Origin of the sequence: Saccharopolyspora indica, assembly GCF_027853965.1 — a bacterium.
GTDB lineage: Bacteria > Actinomycetota > Actinomycetes > Mycobacteriales > Pseudonocardiaceae > Saccharopolyspora > Saccharopolyspora indica.
This window is the reverse complement of the sequence record NZ_JAQGLB010000010.1, coordinates 293,425-309,791: the sequence shown is the minus strand read 5'-3', so window position 1 is coordinate 309,791 and position 16,367 is coordinate 293,425. Positions and strand designations below refer to the sequence as shown.

Sequence of the window (16,367 nt, the reverse complement as noted above, 5' to 3'; positions counted from 1 at the left end):
CGCCGGACGGCTTGATCGCCATCCCCGGCCCGACCATGGCCTGCGAGAACACCGGGTCCGGCACCTCGCCGAGCGCGGCGGCCAGACCGGCCACCGGGCTGCCGACCTCGACGCTCACCGCAGGTCCTCGATGTCCTCGGCCAGGGTGTCCGCCTCCGGGCCCACCACGACCTGCACGACCGTGCCCTGCTTCATGACGCCGTGCGCGCCGGCCGCCTTCAGCGCCGCCTCGTCGATCAACGAGCCGTCCTCGACCTCGCAGCGAAGCCGCGTGATGCACGGCTCGATCTCCACCACGTTGTCCCCGCCGCCGAGCGCGGCCAGGATCGCCGCGGCCTTGTCCTGAGCCACCGCGTGCTCCCTTCCTCCCGTACCAACGACGCGGAGCAACCGCGCCGCGACGATCTTGCGCCACTCGGTGTCGATGCGGCAACGAAATCGAAGCCGTCTTGACACCCGATCGCATGACGGCGCATTGTTCGCAACCGACTGGTTTAGACCGGACAGTACCAACTCGGTACGACTGGTCAACAGCACCGGGCGAACGCGGCGGTGATCCGCCAATGTTCAACCCGGTGACCGGCGTCCACAAGGCGCCGGGCGGCGGAGCAGCAGGACCGGTGGAGGCAACGTGGCCGCGCGGGGAACCGCAGACGAGAGTCGACGCGCTGAAGGTGTGCTGCGCGACGGCCCGATGCCCAAGCACGCCCAGCTGCGGGAGATCCTGCGCGCGCTGGCGAGCGACGAGCTGCTCCCCGGCTCGCCCGTCCCCTCCGAACGCGAACTCGCGGTCCGCTACGGCGTCTCGCGGCTGACCGTGCGGGAAGCCGTCGGCCAGCTGGTCGCCGAAGGACTGCTGGTGCGGGTGCGCGGCAAGGGCACCTTCACCACCCGGCCCCGCGTGGACTCCCAGCTGCACCTCGCCTCGTTCACCGAGGACATGCTCCGTCGCGGCATGCACCCGGAGACCGTGCTGCTGGAGGCCGCCGAGGCGATCCCGCCCGAGGACACCGCCGACGCGCTCGGTCTCGCCCCCCGCGGGACCGCGTACTGGCTCCACCGGCTGCGCAAGGCCGACGGAGCTCCGATGGCGGTGGAGCGCGGCTGGTACCACGCCGGGCTGCTGCCCGGCCTGCTCCACCAAGACCTGACCGACTCGATGTACACCCTGCTGGACCGCCGCTACGGCGTGCAGCTGGAGACCGGCACCCAGACCGTGCTGGCCGAAGGCGCCGACGCCGACACGGCCCGGCTGCTCGGGGTCCGCCCCGGCAGCCCGGTCCTGGTGTTCCGCCGCATCGCCACCGCTCAAGGTCGCCCGATCGAGGACATGACTTCCTGGTACCGCGGCGATCTGTACCAGGTCACCATGCAGCTGGACCGCGACCCGAGCGGCTCCGGCCACCACCGCCCGACCATCCGGCCCACCTGATCCTCGAGCCGGATCCCCCGACGACTCGGTGTCCACGACACAGGAGGTAACGATGAGTGCCAGCGCCCCAGCGGCGAAGGGCAACAAGAAGGGGCTCGCTCAGCTTCAGCGGCTGGGCCGGAGCCTCATGCTGCCGATCGCCGTCCTACCCGCCGCCGCGCTGCTGATGCGCCTCGGCCAGGACGACCTGCTCGGCGCCGAGGGGCTCGGCGGCGCGCTGTCCTGGCTGCTGCCGGTCGCCGACGTGATCGGCGCCGCGGGTGGTGTGCTGTTCGACAACCTGCCGATCCTGTTCGCGATCGGTGTCGCGATCGGCTTCGCCAAGAAGGCCGACGGGTCCACCGCGCTGTCCGCGGCGGTCGGCTACCTGGTGCTCTCCGGTGTGATGTGGAAGATCACCGGGACCGAAGAGGGCACGGTGTACAACAAGGGCCCCTACGGCGTGCTCGGCGGCATCATCGCCGGCATCGTGGCGGCCTGGCTGTGGCAGAAGTACCACCGCATCAAGCTGCCCGCCTACCTGGGCTTCTTCGGCGGCCGCCGGTTCGTGCCGATCGTCACCGCGGTCGCCATGCTGATCATCGGCGTGGTCCTCGGCCTGCTCTACCCGCTCTTCGACGCCGGGCTGACCGCCTTCAGCAACGCCGTCACCCAGAACGCGGTGATCGGCGGCGGCATCTACGGCGTGGTCAACCGCCTGCTGCTGCCGTTCGGCCTGCACCACATCCCGAACAACGTGGTCTGGTTCCTCTTCGGCGACTACCACGGCGAGAAGGGCGACATCTCCCGCTTCTTCGCCGGTGACCCGACCGCGGGCACCTTCATGACCGGTTTCTTCCCGATCTTCATGTTCGCCCTGCCCGCCGCCGCGCTGGCCATCTGGCAGTGCGCCAAGCCGTCGCAGCGCAAGATCGTCGGCGGCGTGATGCTCTCGACCGCGCTGACCGCGTTCCTCACCGGCATCACCGAGCCGCTGGAGTTCTCCTTCATCTTCGTGGCCTGGCCGCTGCTGCTGGTCCACGCGGTGCTGACCGGCAGCGCGCACATGCTGGTCAACTTCCTGGACATCCACTCCGGGTTCGGCTTCTCCGCTGGCGCCATCGACTACGTGCTGAACTTCGGCATCTCGACCAACTCGCTGTGGCTGATCCCGATCGGCCTCGGCTACGCGGTCATCTACTACTTCGTGTTCCGGTTCGTGATCACGAAGTGGAACCTGCGCACGCCGGGTCGTGAGGATGACGACAACGACACGGCCGAGACCAGCACGGATAATGCCGATGGGAAGGCCACGTCGGGCCCCGAGAAGAGCTGACCCCGGCAACCGTTTTCCCGATTTCCCCCGACGAACGGAGAGCTCAATGTTCGAGCGACGGGTCACCGTGGCGAGCAAGGTCGGCCTGCACGCCCGGCCCGCGGCCCTGGTGGCGAAGGCCGCCGCGGCGCAGCCGGTGAAGATCACGATCCGCAAGGACGACACCAAGCCGGTCGAGGCGGGCAGCATCCTGGGGCTGATGACCCTGGGCGCGGCCTTCGGCGACGAGGTCGTCCTGGAGGCCGCCGGTGAGGGCGCCGAAGCGGCGCTGGAGCAGATCGCCCAGCTGGTCGCCTCCGACCTGGACAACACCAACTGAGGTTCCACCCCGACGACGACGGCCCCTCCGCATCGAGCGGAGGGGCCGTCTTCGTGCGCAACTTCAATGGAAGTCGAACATCGAACTTCAAGGGAACTCGCGGGCGGTGTCGGCGCGTCAGGCGCCCGACACGCCGGGGCGCGTCCGGATCTACGCGATTTCAATGGAAATCGGACGTCCGATTTCCATTGAAATCGCGTCAGAGCGGTAGCGGGAGCTCGTTGCCGGTGGCCTCGGCGAGGGCGTCGCGCATCACCTGGCGCGGCGCGCGGCGGCCGGTGAACTGCTCCACCTGGCCGAACGCCTGGTGCAGCAGCATGTCCAGGCCCGTCGCCACCCGGCCGCCCGCCGCGGTCACCGCCGCGGCCAGCGGCGTCGGCCACGGGTGGTAGACGACGTCGAGCACGCAAGCGGCCGTCGCGAGCTCCGCCGCGCGCTCGTCGAGCGCCCCCGCGGGCAGCGTCGACACCACGACGTCCGCCGCTGCCGCGGCGTCCGCGAGCGCGACGCGGTCCAGCCGCTCCACGCGCACCTCGAGCCCCACCCGCTCCGCGGTCTCCGCCGCTTCGCGCGCTCGCGCGGGCTCGCGCACCGCGATCGTCGCCCGGCGCAGGCCGAGCTCCGCGAAGGCCGCCAGGGCCGCGGCGGCGGTACCACCCGCTCCCAGGATCAGTCCGCTGTGACCGGTGTAGAAGCCACCGGCCGCGCGCAGCGCTCCGACGACTCCGTCGACGTCGGTGCAGTCCGCAGCCCAGCTGCCGTCGGCCCGGTGCACCAGGGTGTTCGCCGCCCCGACCGCTTCGGCCCTGGCGCTGACCTCGTCGGCGACGCGCAACGCCGCGCGCTTGCCCGGCATCGTCACCGACAGCCCGGCCCACTCGGAGCCGAGACCGGCGACGAACTCGACCAGCTGCCGCTCGTCGGCCTCCACCCGCTCGTAGGTCCAGCCGTCCAATCCCAGTGCGGCGTAAGCGGATCCGTGCAGGACCGGGGACAGCGAGTGCTCGATCGGGGAACCGAGCACCGCCGCCCGCCGCTGATCAGAAGGCACCGCGGGCCCGCGCTTCGTCGATGTAGGCGCGGTGCTGCTCGAAGGTGTCGGCGAAGCACGACGTGCCATCCGGGTAGCACTTCACGAAGTACCGCCAGTTGCCCGGGGCCGGGTTCTCCGCGGCCTCCAGCGCTTCCTTGCTGGCCGTCGAGATCGGCGTCGGCGGCAGCCCGAAGTTCAGGTAGGTGTTGTACACCCCCGGCCGGTCGCGGTCCTTCGGGTCGGTCAGCAGGCTCGGCTTGTCCAGCGGGTAGTTGATCGTGGAGTCCATGCCGAGCTTCATGACCGGGTGCGTGAGCCGGTTCTCGATCACCCGCGCGACCTGGCCGAAGTCCTTGGTGATCGCTTCGCTCTGCACGATCGAACCGATGATCAGCAGCTCGTAAGCGGTGTGCTCGGTGCCCTCGGCCCGCTGCGGCAGGCCCGCGGCCTCCAGCGCCACCGCGGAGCGGGTGACCACGTCGCGCAGCACGTTCTCCGCGCTCTCGCCCGGCTTGACGTCGTAGATGCCCGGCATGATCAGGCCTTCCAGCCGCCGCTTCGGCTCGGCCCGCGAGGCGCCCTCGATCGCCCAGTCCGGCACGCCCAGCGACTTCAGGTCGGCGGTCGCGGCGATGTGGTGCATCTCCTCGGAGGTGGCGCACGTCGGGTTCTCACCGGCGCAGGTGGCCTCGGCGAGCTTGGTCAGGATGCCCGGCGTGTGCCCGTTGTTGGGCGCGAGCTGGTCCTCCAGCCGCATGCCGCCGCGGATGTCCACCCGGCCGACCTTGGCCTTCGGCGACAGGATGTGCGCCACCGCCGCCTCACCGGACATCTTGCCGCGCATCAGGTAGTAGCCCGGCTGGATGCTGTTGATCTGCCGGTTCTCCTCGGCGGCCTTGGTGAACGCCTTGGTGCTGGCCACCACGTCCTGCTCGGAGAGGGTGCGGCCGATGGCGCTGACGGTGTCGCCGGACTTGACCTCGATGACCACGTCACCGGTGCCCTCGCCGTCGTAGTCCTTGTAGGCGCCGATCTGCATGAGCTGGCTGGCGCCGTAGAGCACGCCGACGCCCACCAGCACCAGCACGAACAGCCCGGCCAGCGCGGTCACCAGGCGGCGCCGCTTGCGCCGGCGGAAGCGCTCCGGGTCGGGCGCGCGCCGCTTCCTGTCGTCGGGCTCATCGGCGAACAGTCCGAGTTCGTCGGTCACGAAAGGTCCTCTCGCGTCTTCCCCCGACCGTCCAGGAACGCCTGCAAGATCTCCACCGCGGCGGCCTGGTCCACCACGGCGCGCTGCTTCTTCCCCTTGACCCCCCGCTGCGAAAGCATCCGGCTGGCGGTCACGGTGGTCAACCGCTCGTCCGCGAACCGCACCGGCACCGGCGCGATGCGCTCCGCGAGCGCCGCGCCGTAGGACTGCGCGATCTCCGCGGCGGGGCCGTGGCGGCCTGCCAGCGTCTTCGGCATGCCCACCACGACTTCCACCACGTCGTGCTCGGTGACGAGCGCGGCCAGCTGCGCCAGATCGCTGCCGCCCGCCTCGTCCCGCTTCAGGGTCACCAGCGGGGTGGCCAGCATCGGGGCGGGGTCGCTGAGCGCGACGCCCACCCGGACCGCACCGACGTCGACACCTAGCCGACGCCCCGGTCCGGGTTCCGCCCGCTGGTGCTCGCTCACCCGCCAGCCACCACCTGGTCGACGGCCTTGCGCAGGGCGCCGATCGCGGCGGTGATCCCGGCCGGGTTCGAGCCGCCGCCCTGCGCCATGTCCGGCTTGCCGCCACCGCGCCCGCCGACCTCGGCGGCGAAGCCCGGCACCAGCTTGCCCGCGGCGATGCCCTGGTCGCGGGCCGCGTCGCTGACGCCGACCACGAAGCTGACCTTGCCCTCCTCGGCGGAGAACAGCGCCACCACGGAGGGCCGGGAGCCGAGCCGACCGCGGATCTCACCGGCCAGCGCGCGCAGCGCCCCGCCGTCCACGCCGTCGGGCACCTGCTCGGCGACGACGGTCACGCCGTGCACGTCGGTGCCCTTCTCGGCGAGCTCACCGGCGGACTGCAGGACCTGCGCGACGCGCAGCTGCTGGATCTCCTTCTCCGCGGCCTTCAGCCGGGAGACCACGCCGTTGATGCGCTCCGGAAGCTCGTCGGCGGGCACCTTGAACTGCTCGGCCAGCTGGCTGACCAGCAGGTGCTCCTTGCTGATGTGGCGCATCGCGTCCATGCCGACCAGCGCTTCGACGCGGTGCACGCCCGAACCCACCGAGGAGTCGCCGACCAGCTTGACCACGCCGAGGCGGCCGATGCGCGGCACGTGGGTGCCACCGCACAGCTCGCGGGAGTAGTCGCCCATGTCCACGACGCGGACCTGGTCCCCGTACTTCTCGCCGAACAGCGCGACCGCGCCGAGCTCCATGGCCCGGTCCATCGTGGTGGTGAAGGTCTGCACCTCGACGTCGCTCTGCAGGTAGTCGTTGACCTCTTCCTCGACACCGGCGAGCACGCCCGCCGAGACCGCCGACGGGGCGGTGAAGTCGAAGCGCATCCGGCCCGGCGAGTTCAGCGAACCGGCCTGCGCCGCGCGCTTGCCGTAGGCGCTGCGCACCGCCGCGTGCACCAGGTGCGTCGCGGAGTGGGAGCGCTCGATCGCGTGGCGGCGGGCCTGGTCGACCGCGGCCTCCAGCACGGTGTCCACGCCGAGCTCGCCCTCGACGACCTTGGCGCGGTGCACGAACAGGCCCGGCACCGCGCGCTGCACGTCGTGCACCTCGACGGCCACACCGGGGCCGACCAGCCGGCCGGTGTCGGCGATCTGGCCACCGCCCTCGGCGTAGAACGGGGTGCGGTCCAGCACCAGCTCGACCTCGGTGCCCGCGGGCGCGGACTTCGCCGGCTGGCCGTCGACCAGCAGGCCCAGCACCCGGCTGTGCGACTGCAGGTCGGTGTAGCCGATGAACTCGGTGGTGCCGTGCTGGTCGAGCAGCGTGCGGTAGGTGGACAGGTCGCCGTGGCCGGTCTTGCGCGCCTTGGCGTCCTCCTTGGCCCGGCGGCGCTGCTCGGACATCAGGTCCCGGAAGCCCTGCTCGTCGACGCTCAGGCCCTGCTCGGAGGCCATCTCCAGGGTCAGGTCGATCGGGAAGCCGTAGGTGTCGTGCAGCTGGAAGGCCTTGTCACCGGAGAGCTGACCGCCACCGGCCTTCTTGGTCTCGGCCACCGCCACGTCGAAGATCTTCGACCCGGCGGTCAGGGTGGTCAGGAAGGCCTCTTCCTCGTTGCGCATCACCGAGTCGATGCGGTCGAACTCGGTGACCAGCTCCGGGTAGCTCGGCGCCATCGCGTCGCGCACGACCTTGCTGAACTCGCCGAGCACCGGCTCCTGCACGCCCAGCAGGCGGGTGGAGCGGATGATCCGGCGCAGCAGCCGGCGCAGCACGTAGCCGCGGGCCTCGTTGCCGGGCGTCACGCCGTCGCCGACCAGCATCACGCCGGAGCGGGCGTGGTCGGCGATGACGCGGAAGCGCACGTCGTCCTCGTGGTTCGCGCCGTAGCGGCGGCCGGAGAGCTCCTCGGCCTTGGCGATGACCGGGCGGACCAGGTCGGTCTCGTAGACGTTCTCCACGCCCTGCAGCAGGCAGGCCACCCGCTCGACGCCCATGCCGGTGTCGATGTTCTTGCTGGGCAGCGTGCCGATCGGCTCGTGCCCCAGCTTCGGCGAGAGCTCGCCCCTGATGTCCTGCATGAACACCAGGTTCCAGATCTCGATGTAGCGGTCCTCGTCGGCGACCGGACCGCCCTCGCGGCCGTACTTCGGGCCGCGGTCGAAGTAGATCTCCGAGCACGGGCCGCCGGGACCGGGCACGCCCATGTCCCAGTAGTTGTCCTTGCCGTCGCGCTCCTGGATCCGCTCGGCCGGGACGCCGACGACGTCCTGCCAGAGCTGGCGGGCCTCGGCGTCCTTCTCGTAGACGGTGACCCACAGCCGCTCCGGGTCGAAGCCGTAGCCGCCGTCGGACTGGGACTTGGTCAGCAGCTCCCAGGCGAACTGCATGGCGCCTTCTTTGAAGTAGTCGCCGAAGGAGAAGTTGCCCGCCATCTGGAAGAACGTGTTGTGCCGGGTGGTCTTGCCGACCTCGTCGATGTCGCCGGTGCGCACGCACTTCTGGATGCTGGTGGCGCGCGGGTACGGCGCCGGGGCCTCGCCCAGGAAGTAGGGCTTGAACTGCACCATCCCGGCGTTGACGAACAGCAGCGTCGGGTCGTCCAGGATCAGCGAGGCGCTGGGCACCACGGTGTGGCCGCGGCTGCGGAAGTGCTCGGTGAATCGGCTGTTGATCTCGTGGGTCTGCACGGTGGGATCCTCGGGGAGCTCAGGTGTCGGATGGCGCGGTGGCGGCGGGCGGCCGGCGGCGTGGTGCCGACGTCAGCGACCCGCCCGGCGAGCTCGCCGGGCACCGCCCGAGTCCGCAGCCGCGTCGATCCGCCGGAACTGCACCGTGTCGGCGTTGTTCACGACTTCCTGCAGCTCGTCCTCGCGCTCCTGCATCCCGGCGCGCACCTCGGCGCCGAACGAGCCGACCGCGCCGGCCAGTTCGCGCATCGCGCCGCCGAGCTGCTCGGCCATGCCGGTCGGAGTCGCCTTGCGCGCGGTCTCGTTGAGCTTGCGCATCACCACGGCACCGGCCGCGACGCCGGCGCCGAACCAGAACAGGCGGCTCACTTGCGCCCCCCTTTGCCCTTGCGGCGGAAGTGCCGGCCAGCGGGCTCCTGCTTGCGCTTGCGGCGTGCGCGCAGCGCCTTGCTGACCCCGTAGGAGAACGCCGCCGTCTTCACCAACGGGCCACCCAGTGTAGCCGTGAACAGCGAGGACAACGCCGAGACGTTGCCGCTGATCGTCTTGGCGTTGGCGGTGATCCCGTCCACCCGCTCCAGCTGGGTGTTGACGTGAGTGATCGTCGAATTCGCCCCGGTGAACAGCGGGTCGGAGTTCTCGTGCGCCTTGCGGATCGCGATGGTCGCCTCGTCCAAGGTCCGGCCGAGCTTGATCAGCGGGATCGCCAGCAGCACGACCAGCAGCACGAACGCTCCGGCGGCGATCAGCGCGGCGATCTGCGTGGGCGTCACGTGCCCTCCCGTATTTCCACGTCATTTCCGTCAGGCCGGGCCGTTGCACCCCGGCCTGTTGATCGCCGCTCAGGTTACCGGCACCGCTCCCCCACCTGCGCACCCGGTCGCAGCGGATCGATCGGGTGGAAGAACGCGAGTTCCGCGCGCATTTCCCCGCCCGGATTCAGCCCGCACGAACTCACGTCATCACCGGTCGGCGTTGAGCCGGGCTGCCTGGCGCACCAGGTAGTCGCGCTCGGCGACGTTGGCCGCCTTCTGCGCTGCCTCCGAGTACAGCCGCGCCGCGGTCGCCAGGTCGCCGTCGCGCTCGTGGAGGTACGCCGCCACCGCCGCGTAGCGGGGCAGCGCGGCGTCCAGCTCCGCGAGCGCGGCCAGGCCCGCGCGCGGCCCGTCGGCCTCGCCGACCGCCACCGCGCGGTTGAGCCGGACGACCGGGCTGCCGGTCAGGCCGACGAGCTCGTCGTACCACTCGACGATCTGCGGCCAGTCCGTCTCCGCCGCGATGGGCGCATCGGCGTGCAGCGCCGCGATCGCGGCCTGGGCCTGGTACTCGCCCAGCCGGTCGCGGGCGAGCGCCGCCTGGAGGATCTCGACGCCCTCGGCGATCATCGCGGTGTCCCACCGGCTCCGGTCCTGCTCGGCGAGCGGCACCAGGCCGCCGTCGGCCGCGGTGCGGGTGGCCCGCCGGGCGTGGTGCAGCAGCATGAGCGCGAGCAGCCCCGCCACCTCGGGGTGGTCGATGGCCGCCGCCAGCTGCCGGGTGAGCCGGATGGCCTCCGCGGAGAGGTCGACGTCGCCCGAGTAGCCCTCGTTGAAGACCAGGTAGAGGACGCGCAGCACGGTGCCGACGTCGCCGGGCTGGTCGAACCGCACGCCGGAGACGGTGCGCTTGGCCCGGCTGATGCGCTGCGCCATCGTCGCCTCGGGCACCAGGTAGGCCTGCGCGATCTGGCGGGTGGTCAGCCCGCCGACGGCGCGCAGCGTGAGCGCGACCGCCGACGACGGGGTCAGCGACGGGTGGGCGCAGAGGAAGTACAGCTGCAGCGTGTCGTCCACGTCGGGCGCCGGCCCCGGCTCCTCCTCGGCGCGGTCCTCCCGCCTGCGGCGAGCGGCATCCGCCCTGGTCGCGTCGAGGAACCGGTTCCAGGCGACGGTGATCAGCCAGCCCTTCGGATCCCGCGGCGGGTCCTCCTGCCAGCCGCGGACCGCCTCGACCAGCGCGTCCTGCACGGCGTCCTCGGCCGCCGCGAAGTCTGCTCCGCGGCGGACGAGGATCCCGATCACCTGCGGGGTGAGGCTCCGGACGAGCGCCTCGTCCACCCGCATCACTCCGCGATGGTGGGCGAGTGGCCCAGGAACGGGCGCAGCTCGAGCCACTCGTGGATCGGCTTGCCGCCCGCCCCGGGTGCCGCGGAGAGCTCGGCCGCCAGCTCGAGCGCGCGCTCGTAGCTGTCGACGTCGATCACCATCCAGCCCGCGATGACGTCCTTGGTCTCGGCGAACGGGCCGTCGGTGACCGGCGGGCGCCCCTCGCCGTCGTACCGGACGAAGGTGCCCTCCGGGGCGAGCGCCTGGCTGTCGACGTACTCACCGGTCGTCTCCAGCCGGGCGGCGAAGTCGTTCATGTACTTCACGTGCGCCGAGATCTCCTCCGGCGTCCACTGCTCCATCGGGACGTCGTTGACCGAAGCCGGGGCGCCGCGGTAGTGCTTGAGAAGCAGGTACTTGGCCATGGTGGGCCTCCTCGGTGCTGGTTCTCGTTCGCTTGCACATCGGGGACGGAGCCGGTCGCCGGTTCTCGACATCCTCGCCGAGATTTTTTTCGGCCGACTTCATCCGACCGGTGTGATCGGCTCCGCGCCGCGCAGGACGGCGGCCACGTTGCGGGCGGCGAGCTCGGCCATGGCGGTGCGGGTCTCGACGGTGGCCGAGCCCAGGTGCGGGGCGATCGCGACGTTGTCCAGCTCCAGCAGCGCGGGCTCGACCGCGGGCTCGTGCTCGAAGACGTCCAGCGCGGCTCCGGCGATCCGGCCCTCGCGCAGCGCCTCCGCCAGCGCCTTCTCGTCGACCACCGGGCCGCGGCTGGTGTTGACCAGGAAGGCGGTCGGCTTCATGGCCGCCAGCGCCGCCGCGTCGATGAGGTGGCGGGTCTGCTCGGTGAGCGGGCAGTGCAGGGACACCACGTCGGCGGTGCGCAGCAGCTCCGCCAGCGGCAGGTGGCGCGCGTCGAGCTCGGTCTCCACCTCGACGGACGCCCGGCGGCGCCCGGTGTAGGCGATGTTCATCCCGAACGCGCGGGCGCGCCGGGCGACGGCCTGCCCGATGTCGCCGAGCCCGACGATGCCGAGCGTCTTGCCCTGCAGTCCGGTGCCGAGCTTGAAGCCGAGGTGGAAGGTCCAGGGCTCGCGGGCGCGCAGCAGCCGTTCGCCCTCCCCGAGGCGGCGGGTGACCGCCAGCAGCAGGCCGAACGCGAGGTCGGCGGTCGCGTCGACGAGCACGCCCGGGGTGTTGGTCACGGTGACGCCGCGTTCGGTCACGGCGGGCACGTCGACGTTGTCGTAGCCGACGGCGACGTTGGCCACCACCTGCAGCTGAGGTCCGGCCGCGGCCACCAGCTCGGCGTCGACCCGGTCGTGCAGCATCGTCACGATCGCGTGCGCGCCCCGCACGGCGTCGTGCAGCTCGGGAACCGAGAGCGGCCCGTCCTGCGAGCACACGTGCACCTCGCCGACCTCCCGCAGGACCTCCACCGCCGACTCCGGCACCGTCCGGGTGACCACGATCCGCTTCTCCACCGACGACCTCCTCGCGACGAATCCGATCGGAACCTACCCGCCCGGGCACGCCCGATCGACCATCGCTACTTGTCGCGGATGATGTCGCGGAGCTTGGGCACCCGCTCGCCGAGCGCTCGTTCCGCGCCGCGGCCGGTCGGCTCGTAGTAGTCGCGTCCGACCAGCTCGTCCGGCGGGTACTGCTGGCTCAGCACGCCTTCCGGCCGGTTGTGCGGGTACTGGTAGCCCTGTGCGTTGCCGAGCTTCTTCGCCCCCGCGTAGTGCCCGTCGCGCAGGTGCGGCGGAACCGGGCCGCCCTTGCCCGCGCGCACGTCGCTGGAGGCCGCGTCGATGGCCGTGATCACCGCGTTCGACTTCGGCGCGGTGGCCAGGTGGATGGTGGCCTGGGCCAGCGCCAGCCGTCCCTCGGGCATGCCGATGAACTGCACCGCGTGCGCCGCCGCGACCGCGGCCTGCAGCGCGGTCGGATCGGCCATCCCGATGTCCTCGCTGGCGTGCACCACCAGCCGCCGCGCGATGAACCGCGGGTCCTCGCCCGCCTCGACCATCCGGGCCAGGTAGTGCAGCGCGGCGTCCACATCGGACCCGCGGATGGACTTGATGAACGCGCTGGCGATGTCGTAGTGCTGGTCGCCGCCCTTGTCGTAGAGCACGGCGGCGCGGTTCACGGTGGCCTCGACGGTGGCCAGGTCGATGGCCTCCGCACCGGTCGAGCTCGCCGACTCGGCCGCGGCCTCCAGCGCGGTCAGCGCCCGCCGGGCGTCGCCACCGGCCAGCGCCACCAGGTGGTCTTCGGCTTCCCCGGTCAGTTGCAGCGCCCCGCCCAGCCCGCGCTCCTCGGCGACCGCGCGGCGGACCAGCGTGCGGATGTCGTCGTCTTCGAGGCTGCGCAGCTGCAGCACCAGCGACCGCGACAGCAGCGGGGCCACCACGGAGAAGTAGGGGTTCTCCGTGGTGGCCGCCACCAGCAGCACGGTGCGGTCCTCGACCGCGCCGAGCAGCGCGTCCTGCTGCGTCTTGGAGAAGCGGTGCACCTCGTCGATGAACAGCACGGTCGACTCGCCGGAGCGGCCGAGGCGGCGGCGGGCCTCCTCGATGACCGCGCGGACCTCCTTCACGCCGGACGACAGCGCGGACAGCGCCGCGAACCGGCGTCCGGTGGCCAGCGAGACGAGGTTGGCCAAGGTGGTCTTGCCGGTGCCGGGCGGGCCGTAGAGCAGCACCGATGCCGGAGCACCGCCTTCCACCAGCCTGCGCAGCGGGGCGCCGGCGCCCAGCAGGTGCTGCTGGCCGACGACCTCGTCGAGCGAGCGGGGCCGCATCCGCGCGGCCAATGGCGCGTTCTCGGCCAACCGCTCACCAGCGCGCTGCTCGGTGTCGGCGCCGAACAATCCCTCGTCGAACAGGCCCTCGCTCACACCCCGACGCTACCGCTCGCCCCCGACGCCTCCGCCCGCCTGGTCGTGAGTGCGCAGCGCGCCCTGCGCACTCACTGGCCTCAGCCGACCCTGGCGGGCAAGGCGACTTCGACGGTGCTGTCGCTGCGCCGCCGCTGCGCGGCCCAGTGCTCGACGGCCTGGTGGCAGGCGCGGTCGAGGTGCCGGACGGTGGTCAGGTCCAGGTGGATGTGCTTGCCGGTGGGCAGGTCCTCGAGGTGGTCCAGGAGGCGGGGCAGCCGGAGGAAGGTGGCGTTGCCGCCCAGTTCGACGCGGACGTGTTCCTCGCCGTGTTCGGCCTTGACCGAGAGCCGGGAGACCTCGATCGCGGTCTTGACGATCGCGACGGCCAGACCGGCCAACGTGCCGATCAGCAGGTCGGTGGCCACGATCATGACCGCGGTGAGGATCAGCACGAAGGCCTCGGAGCGGTTCTCCCGGACCAGCACGGCGACCTGCCGCAGTTCGAGCAGCTTCCACCCGGCCTGGATCAGCAGGGCGGCCAGCACCGCGGTCGGGATGAACGACAGCACGCCCGGCAGCAGCACGACGAACAGCAGCAGCCAGCCGCCGTGCAGGATGCGGGACAGCTTCGTCTTGGCGCCCGCCTGCACGTTGGCGGAGCTGCGCACGATCACCGCGGTCATCGGCAGCGCGCCGAACACGCCGCAGACGGTGTTGCCCACGCCTTGGGCGACGAGCTCCTTGTTGTACTGGGTCTTCGGCCCGTCGTGCATGCGGTCCACGGCCGCGGCGCTGAACAGGCTCTCCGCCGAGGCGATCAGCGCGAAGGTCACGATCGACCCGAGCACCGCGGGGTTGAGCAGCGAGCTCCAGGCCGAGAAGGCAGGCGGGTTCAGCGCCGCCAGCAGCGACCCGACCTCCACCTTGTGCACCGGCAGCGCCATCAGCACCGCCAGCGCGCTGGTGATCACCACCGCCGCGAGCGCGCCCGGCACCAGCCGCACCTTCTGCGGGGCCTTCTTCCAGAACGCCATGATCAGCAGCGCCAGCGCTGCCAGGCCCAGGCCGCTGATGCCCTCCGGCGTGGTCACCACGGCCACCAGCAGGTCGGGGATGCCGCCGAACTTGGCGAACGTGGTCTCCGGCTGGGCGAGGCCGCCGACCGGGTAGATCTGGCCCAGGATCAGCACCAGGCCGATGCCGGCCAGCATGCCCTGCACCACCGACGGCGAGATCGCCCGGAACCAGGTGCCCAGCCTGCTGATGCCCAGCAGGATCTGCAGCACTCCGGCGCCGAGCACGATCACGCCCAGCGCGCCGAGCCCGTGCTGGTCCACCGCCGAGGCCACCAGCACGGTGAGCCCGGCGGCGGGGCCGCTGACCTGCATCGTGCTGCCGGGCAGCAGCCCGACCAGCAGACCGCCGACGATGCCGGTGACGATGCCCAGCTCGGCGGGCACGCCGGAGGCGACGGCCACGCCGACGCACAGCGGCACCGCCACCAGGAACACCACCAGCGAGGCGCCCAGATCGGCGCCGAAGGTCGCCTTCGGCCAGCGCGGCACGCCACCCCTCCGGCGCTGAGCGGGTATTTCGATTCGAGTCACAGTGCCCCTCCAGGGCGAGTTGAAAACGGGATGCCGACATCGCGCCGCGTGCTCCGTAGCGCGCGGCGCGGTCGGGGTGCGTGGGTTACAGCGGGAGGAAGTCCGGCTCGTCCGCGCTCTTCGGGCACGTGTAGACCAGGCCGGTGTCGATCTCGTAGAACCAGCCGTGCAGCCGCAGCTCACCGGCGTCGACGCGGTCCCGGATGAACGGGTACTCGCGCAACGTGCGCAGCTGCTCCAGGATGTGCCGCTTGCTCTCCGAACGGACGCTGGGATCCTCGGGGTCGGCGCCGGTCAGGCCACCGGTGCCCAGCCAGGTGCACAGCGCGGGGAGCTCCTCCAACCCGCGTCCGGCCACGGTCAGCGCGGTGACGGCGCCGCAGTGCGAGTGACCGCAGACGATGATCTCGGGCACGCGCAGCACCAGCACCGCGTATTCGATGGTGGCCATTTCGCTGGACGCCGAGTTCGGCGCGTATTTCGGCACCACGTTGCCCGCGGTCCGCAGTTCGAACAGGGTGCCCGGCTCCGCGCCGGTGATCTGCGAGGGGATCACCCGCGAATCGGAGCAGCCGATGAACAGCGCGGACGGTTTCTGCCCCGCGGCCAGCTGCCGCCTGCGGGCAGCGGAAAGGGTGCTCGGGTGGCGGCGGGCGTGTCGCACGAAATGTTCGAAGCTCATTGAGGGTCTCCGTGTCGTCGGCATGGAAATGTCGGCGAGCGGGACCGATCAGTGCCGGACCACCTGGAGCACGTCCGGGGAATGTTTGAGCTTCAGGAATTGGTGGTACGGGTCGTTCCCAGGATTTGGGAGGATTCTCGCGCGGGGCCGGATTTCGACACCATCGGCCGGTTGCAGCACCCGCGGCAGGGGCTCCCGCCGGGCTTCCGCCCGAGCCCCGCAACGACGGTTCAGCGCAACACCGGGCAGCCGCTCGCGGAGCTTCTCGCTGTCCCTGTTCTCCTTGGTCTCATTGGTTTCCGCAGGTCCCCAGCGCGGCGGCGAGCAGCCCTCACCGGTCGCCTGGGTCGGGCCCAGCACGGCGAGCGCGATCGACAACAGCAGGAACAGGCCCGCTCTCGTCACCCGCCAAACGTTGCTGTGCACCGAATCCTCCGAAATTGGACAGCTCATCCCCCACCGGCGGCATCGACGGTAGCGGGGGGAAGTAGCGAAACGCTGAACTAACGGTATCCGACGACTGCCACCTGAGCGCAAGTCGCAATCCGGCGCAGCCGCGCGCCGAAACCAATGAAGATATGTTAATCAATCGAGCCCGACCTGCGAATTCACCCGACTGCCGGGTGGACACCACACCTATCACTGCAGTGCGTCAGCAATGT

18 protein-coding genes are annotated in these 16,367 nt (G+C 71.3%); 3 read left to right on the top strand and 15 right to left on the bottom strand.

The window, feature by feature from the left end; all coding sequences use genetic code 11:
• Together OU416_RS23140 and OU416_RS23135 are read right to left on the bottom strand one after the other, a co-directional pair.
• A partial coding sequence (locus OU416_RS23140; protein WP_270929115.1) for a PTS glucose transporter subunit IIA occupies nucleotides 1–118 on the bottom strand: 118 nt, incomplete at its 3' end.
• A complete protein-coding gene (locus OU416_RS23135; protein WP_093154057.1) occupies nucleotides 115–351 on the bottom strand; it encodes a glucose PTS transporter subunit EIIB in 237 nt (78 codons plus the stop codon). The genes OU416_RS23135 and OU416_RS23140, both read right to left, overlap by 4 nt.
• A 343-nt stretch (nucleotides 352–694) precedes the next feature.
• Here OU416_RS23135 and OU416_RS23130 point away from each other — a divergent pair, with 343 nt between their 5' ends.
• From OU416_RS23130 to OU416_RS23120, 3 genes are read left to right on the top strand one after another with little or no spacing between them, the layout of a single operon-like run.
• On the top strand, nucleotides 695–1,432 hold the full coding sequence (locus OU416_RS23130) for a GntR family transcriptional regulator (RefSeq protein WP_270929114.1): 738 nt from the start codon (nucleotides 695–697) through the stop codon (nucleotides 1,430–1,432).
• Between the two features lie 52 nt (nucleotides 1,433–1,484).
• Entirely contained in the window at nucleotides 1,485–2,747 is a 1,263-nt protein-coding gene (locus OU416_RS23125; RefSeq protein WP_270929101.1) for a PTS transporter subunit EIIC, read from the top strand.
• Between the two features lie 46 nt (nucleotides 2,748–2,793).
• Nucleotides 2,794–3,066, top strand: a complete 273-nt coding sequence (locus tag OU416_RS23120; RefSeq protein ID WP_270929100.1) for an HPr family phosphocarrier protein — start codon at nucleotides 2,794–2,796, stop codon at nucleotides 3,064–3,066.
• Between the two features lie 199 nt (nucleotides 3,067–3,265).
• Here OU416_RS23120 and OU416_RS23115 read toward each other — a convergent pair whose 3' ends face one another.
• The 13 genes from OU416_RS23115 to OU416_RS23055 form a co-directional block, all read right to left on the bottom strand.
• Entirely contained in the window at nucleotides 3,266–4,117 is an 852-nt protein-coding gene (locus OU416_RS23115) for a shikimate dehydrogenase (protein ID WP_270929099.1), read from the bottom strand.
• A complete protein-coding gene (gene mltG, locus OU416_RS23110) occupies nucleotides 4,107–5,309 on the bottom strand; it encodes an endolytic transglycosylase MltG (RefSeq protein ID WP_270929098.1) in 1,203 nt (400 codons plus the stop codon). The genes OU416_RS23115 and mltG overlap by 11 nt, the downstream gene beginning before the upstream one ends.
• Nucleotides 5,306–5,776: a Holliday junction resolvase RuvX gene (ruvX, locus tag OU416_RS23105; protein ID WP_270929097.1), complete on the bottom strand. Its 471-nt coding sequence runs from the start codon at nucleotides 5,774–5,776 to the stop codon at nucleotides 5,306–5,308. Before ruvX ends, mltG begins: the two co-directional genes overlap by 4 nt.
• Nucleotides 5,773–8,445 carry an alanine--tRNA ligase gene (alaS, locus tag OU416_RS23100; protein ID WP_270929096.1) on the bottom strand — a complete coding sequence of 891 codons (2,673 nt, stop codon included), beginning with the start codon at nucleotides 8,443–8,445 and terminating at the stop codon, nucleotides 5,773–5,775. The genes ruvX and alaS overlap by 4 nt, the downstream gene beginning before the upstream one ends.
• A 72-nt stretch (nucleotides 8,446–8,517) precedes the next feature.
• On the bottom strand, nucleotides 8,518–8,814 hold the full coding sequence (locus OU416_RS23095; RefSeq protein WP_270929095.1) for a hypothetical protein: 297 nt from the start codon (nucleotides 8,812–8,814) through the stop codon (nucleotides 8,518–8,520).
• On the bottom strand, nucleotides 8,811–9,218 hold the full coding sequence (locus tag OU416_RS23090) for a DUF948 domain-containing protein (protein ID WP_093345703.1): 408 nt from the start codon (nucleotides 9,216–9,218) through the stop codon (nucleotides 8,811–8,813). Before OU416_RS23090 ends, OU416_RS23095 begins: the two co-directional genes overlap by 4 nt.
• 189 nt (nucleotides 9,219–9,407) lie before the next feature.
• Entirely contained in the window at nucleotides 9,408–10,541 is a 1,134-nt protein-coding gene (locus OU416_RS23085) for an RNA polymerase sigma factor (protein WP_270929113.1), read from the bottom strand.
• 5 nt (nucleotides 10,542–10,546) lie between these two features.
• Entirely contained in the window at nucleotides 10,547–10,954 is a 408-nt protein-coding gene (locus OU416_RS23080; RefSeq protein WP_270929094.1) for a YciI family protein, read from the bottom strand.
• 99 nt (nucleotides 10,955–11,053) lie between these two features.
• Complete coding sequence (locus OU416_RS23075) at nucleotides 11,054–12,016, bottom strand: 2-hydroxyacid dehydrogenase (protein WP_270929093.1); 963 nt, start codon at nucleotides 12,014–12,016, stop codon at nucleotides 11,054–11,056.
• Between the two features lie 65 nt (nucleotides 12,017–12,081).
• On the bottom strand, nucleotides 12,082–13,434 hold the full coding sequence (locus OU416_RS23070) for a replication-associated recombination protein A (RefSeq protein WP_270929092.1): 1,353 nt from the start codon (nucleotides 13,432–13,434) through the stop codon (nucleotides 12,082–12,084).
• Nucleotides 13,435–13,514: 80 nt separating this feature from the next.
• Nucleotides 13,515–14,981 carry a SulP family inorganic anion transporter gene (locus OU416_RS23065; protein WP_270929091.1) on the bottom strand — a complete coding sequence of 489 codons (1,467 nt, stop codon included), beginning with the start codon at nucleotides 14,979–14,981 and terminating at the stop codon, nucleotides 13,515–13,517.
• A gap of 127 nt (nucleotides 14,982–15,108) precedes the next feature.
• A complete protein-coding gene (locus OU416_RS23060) occupies nucleotides 15,109–15,705 on the bottom strand; it encodes a carbonic anhydrase (protein ID WP_270929090.1) in 597 nt (198 codons plus the stop codon).
• 48 nt (nucleotides 15,706–15,753) lie between these two features.
• Nucleotides 15,754–16,131, bottom strand: coding sequence for a hypothetical protein (locus OU416_RS23055; RefSeq protein ID WP_270929089.1), 378 nt, complete (start codon nucleotides 16,129–16,131; stop codon nucleotides 15,754–15,756).
• Between the last annotated feature and the right edge of the window lie 236 nt (nucleotides 16,132–16,367).

Bases quoted from the DNA above. Each gene is read 5' to 3' on its own strand.
- OU416_RS23130 (WP_270929114.1), top strand. From the start codon at position 695: ATGCCCAAGCACGCCCAGCTGCGGGAGATCCTGCGCGCGCTGGCGAGC.
- OU416_RS23125 (WP_270929101.1), top strand. From the start codon at position 1,485: ATGAGTGCCAGCGCCCCAGCGGCGAAGGGCAACAAGAAGGGGCTCGCT.
- OU416_RS23120 (WP_270929100.1), top strand. From the start codon at position 2,794: ATGTTCGAGCGACGGGTCACCGTGGCGAGCAAGGTCGGCCTGCACGCC.
- OU416_RS23080 (WP_270929094.1), bottom strand. From the start codon at position 10,954: ATGGCCAAGTACCTGCTTCTCAAGCACTACCGCGGCGCCCCGGCTTCG.
- OU416_RS23060 (WP_270929090.1), bottom strand. From the start codon at position 15,705: ATGAGCTTCGAACATTTCGTGCGACACGCCCGCCGCCACCCGAGCACC.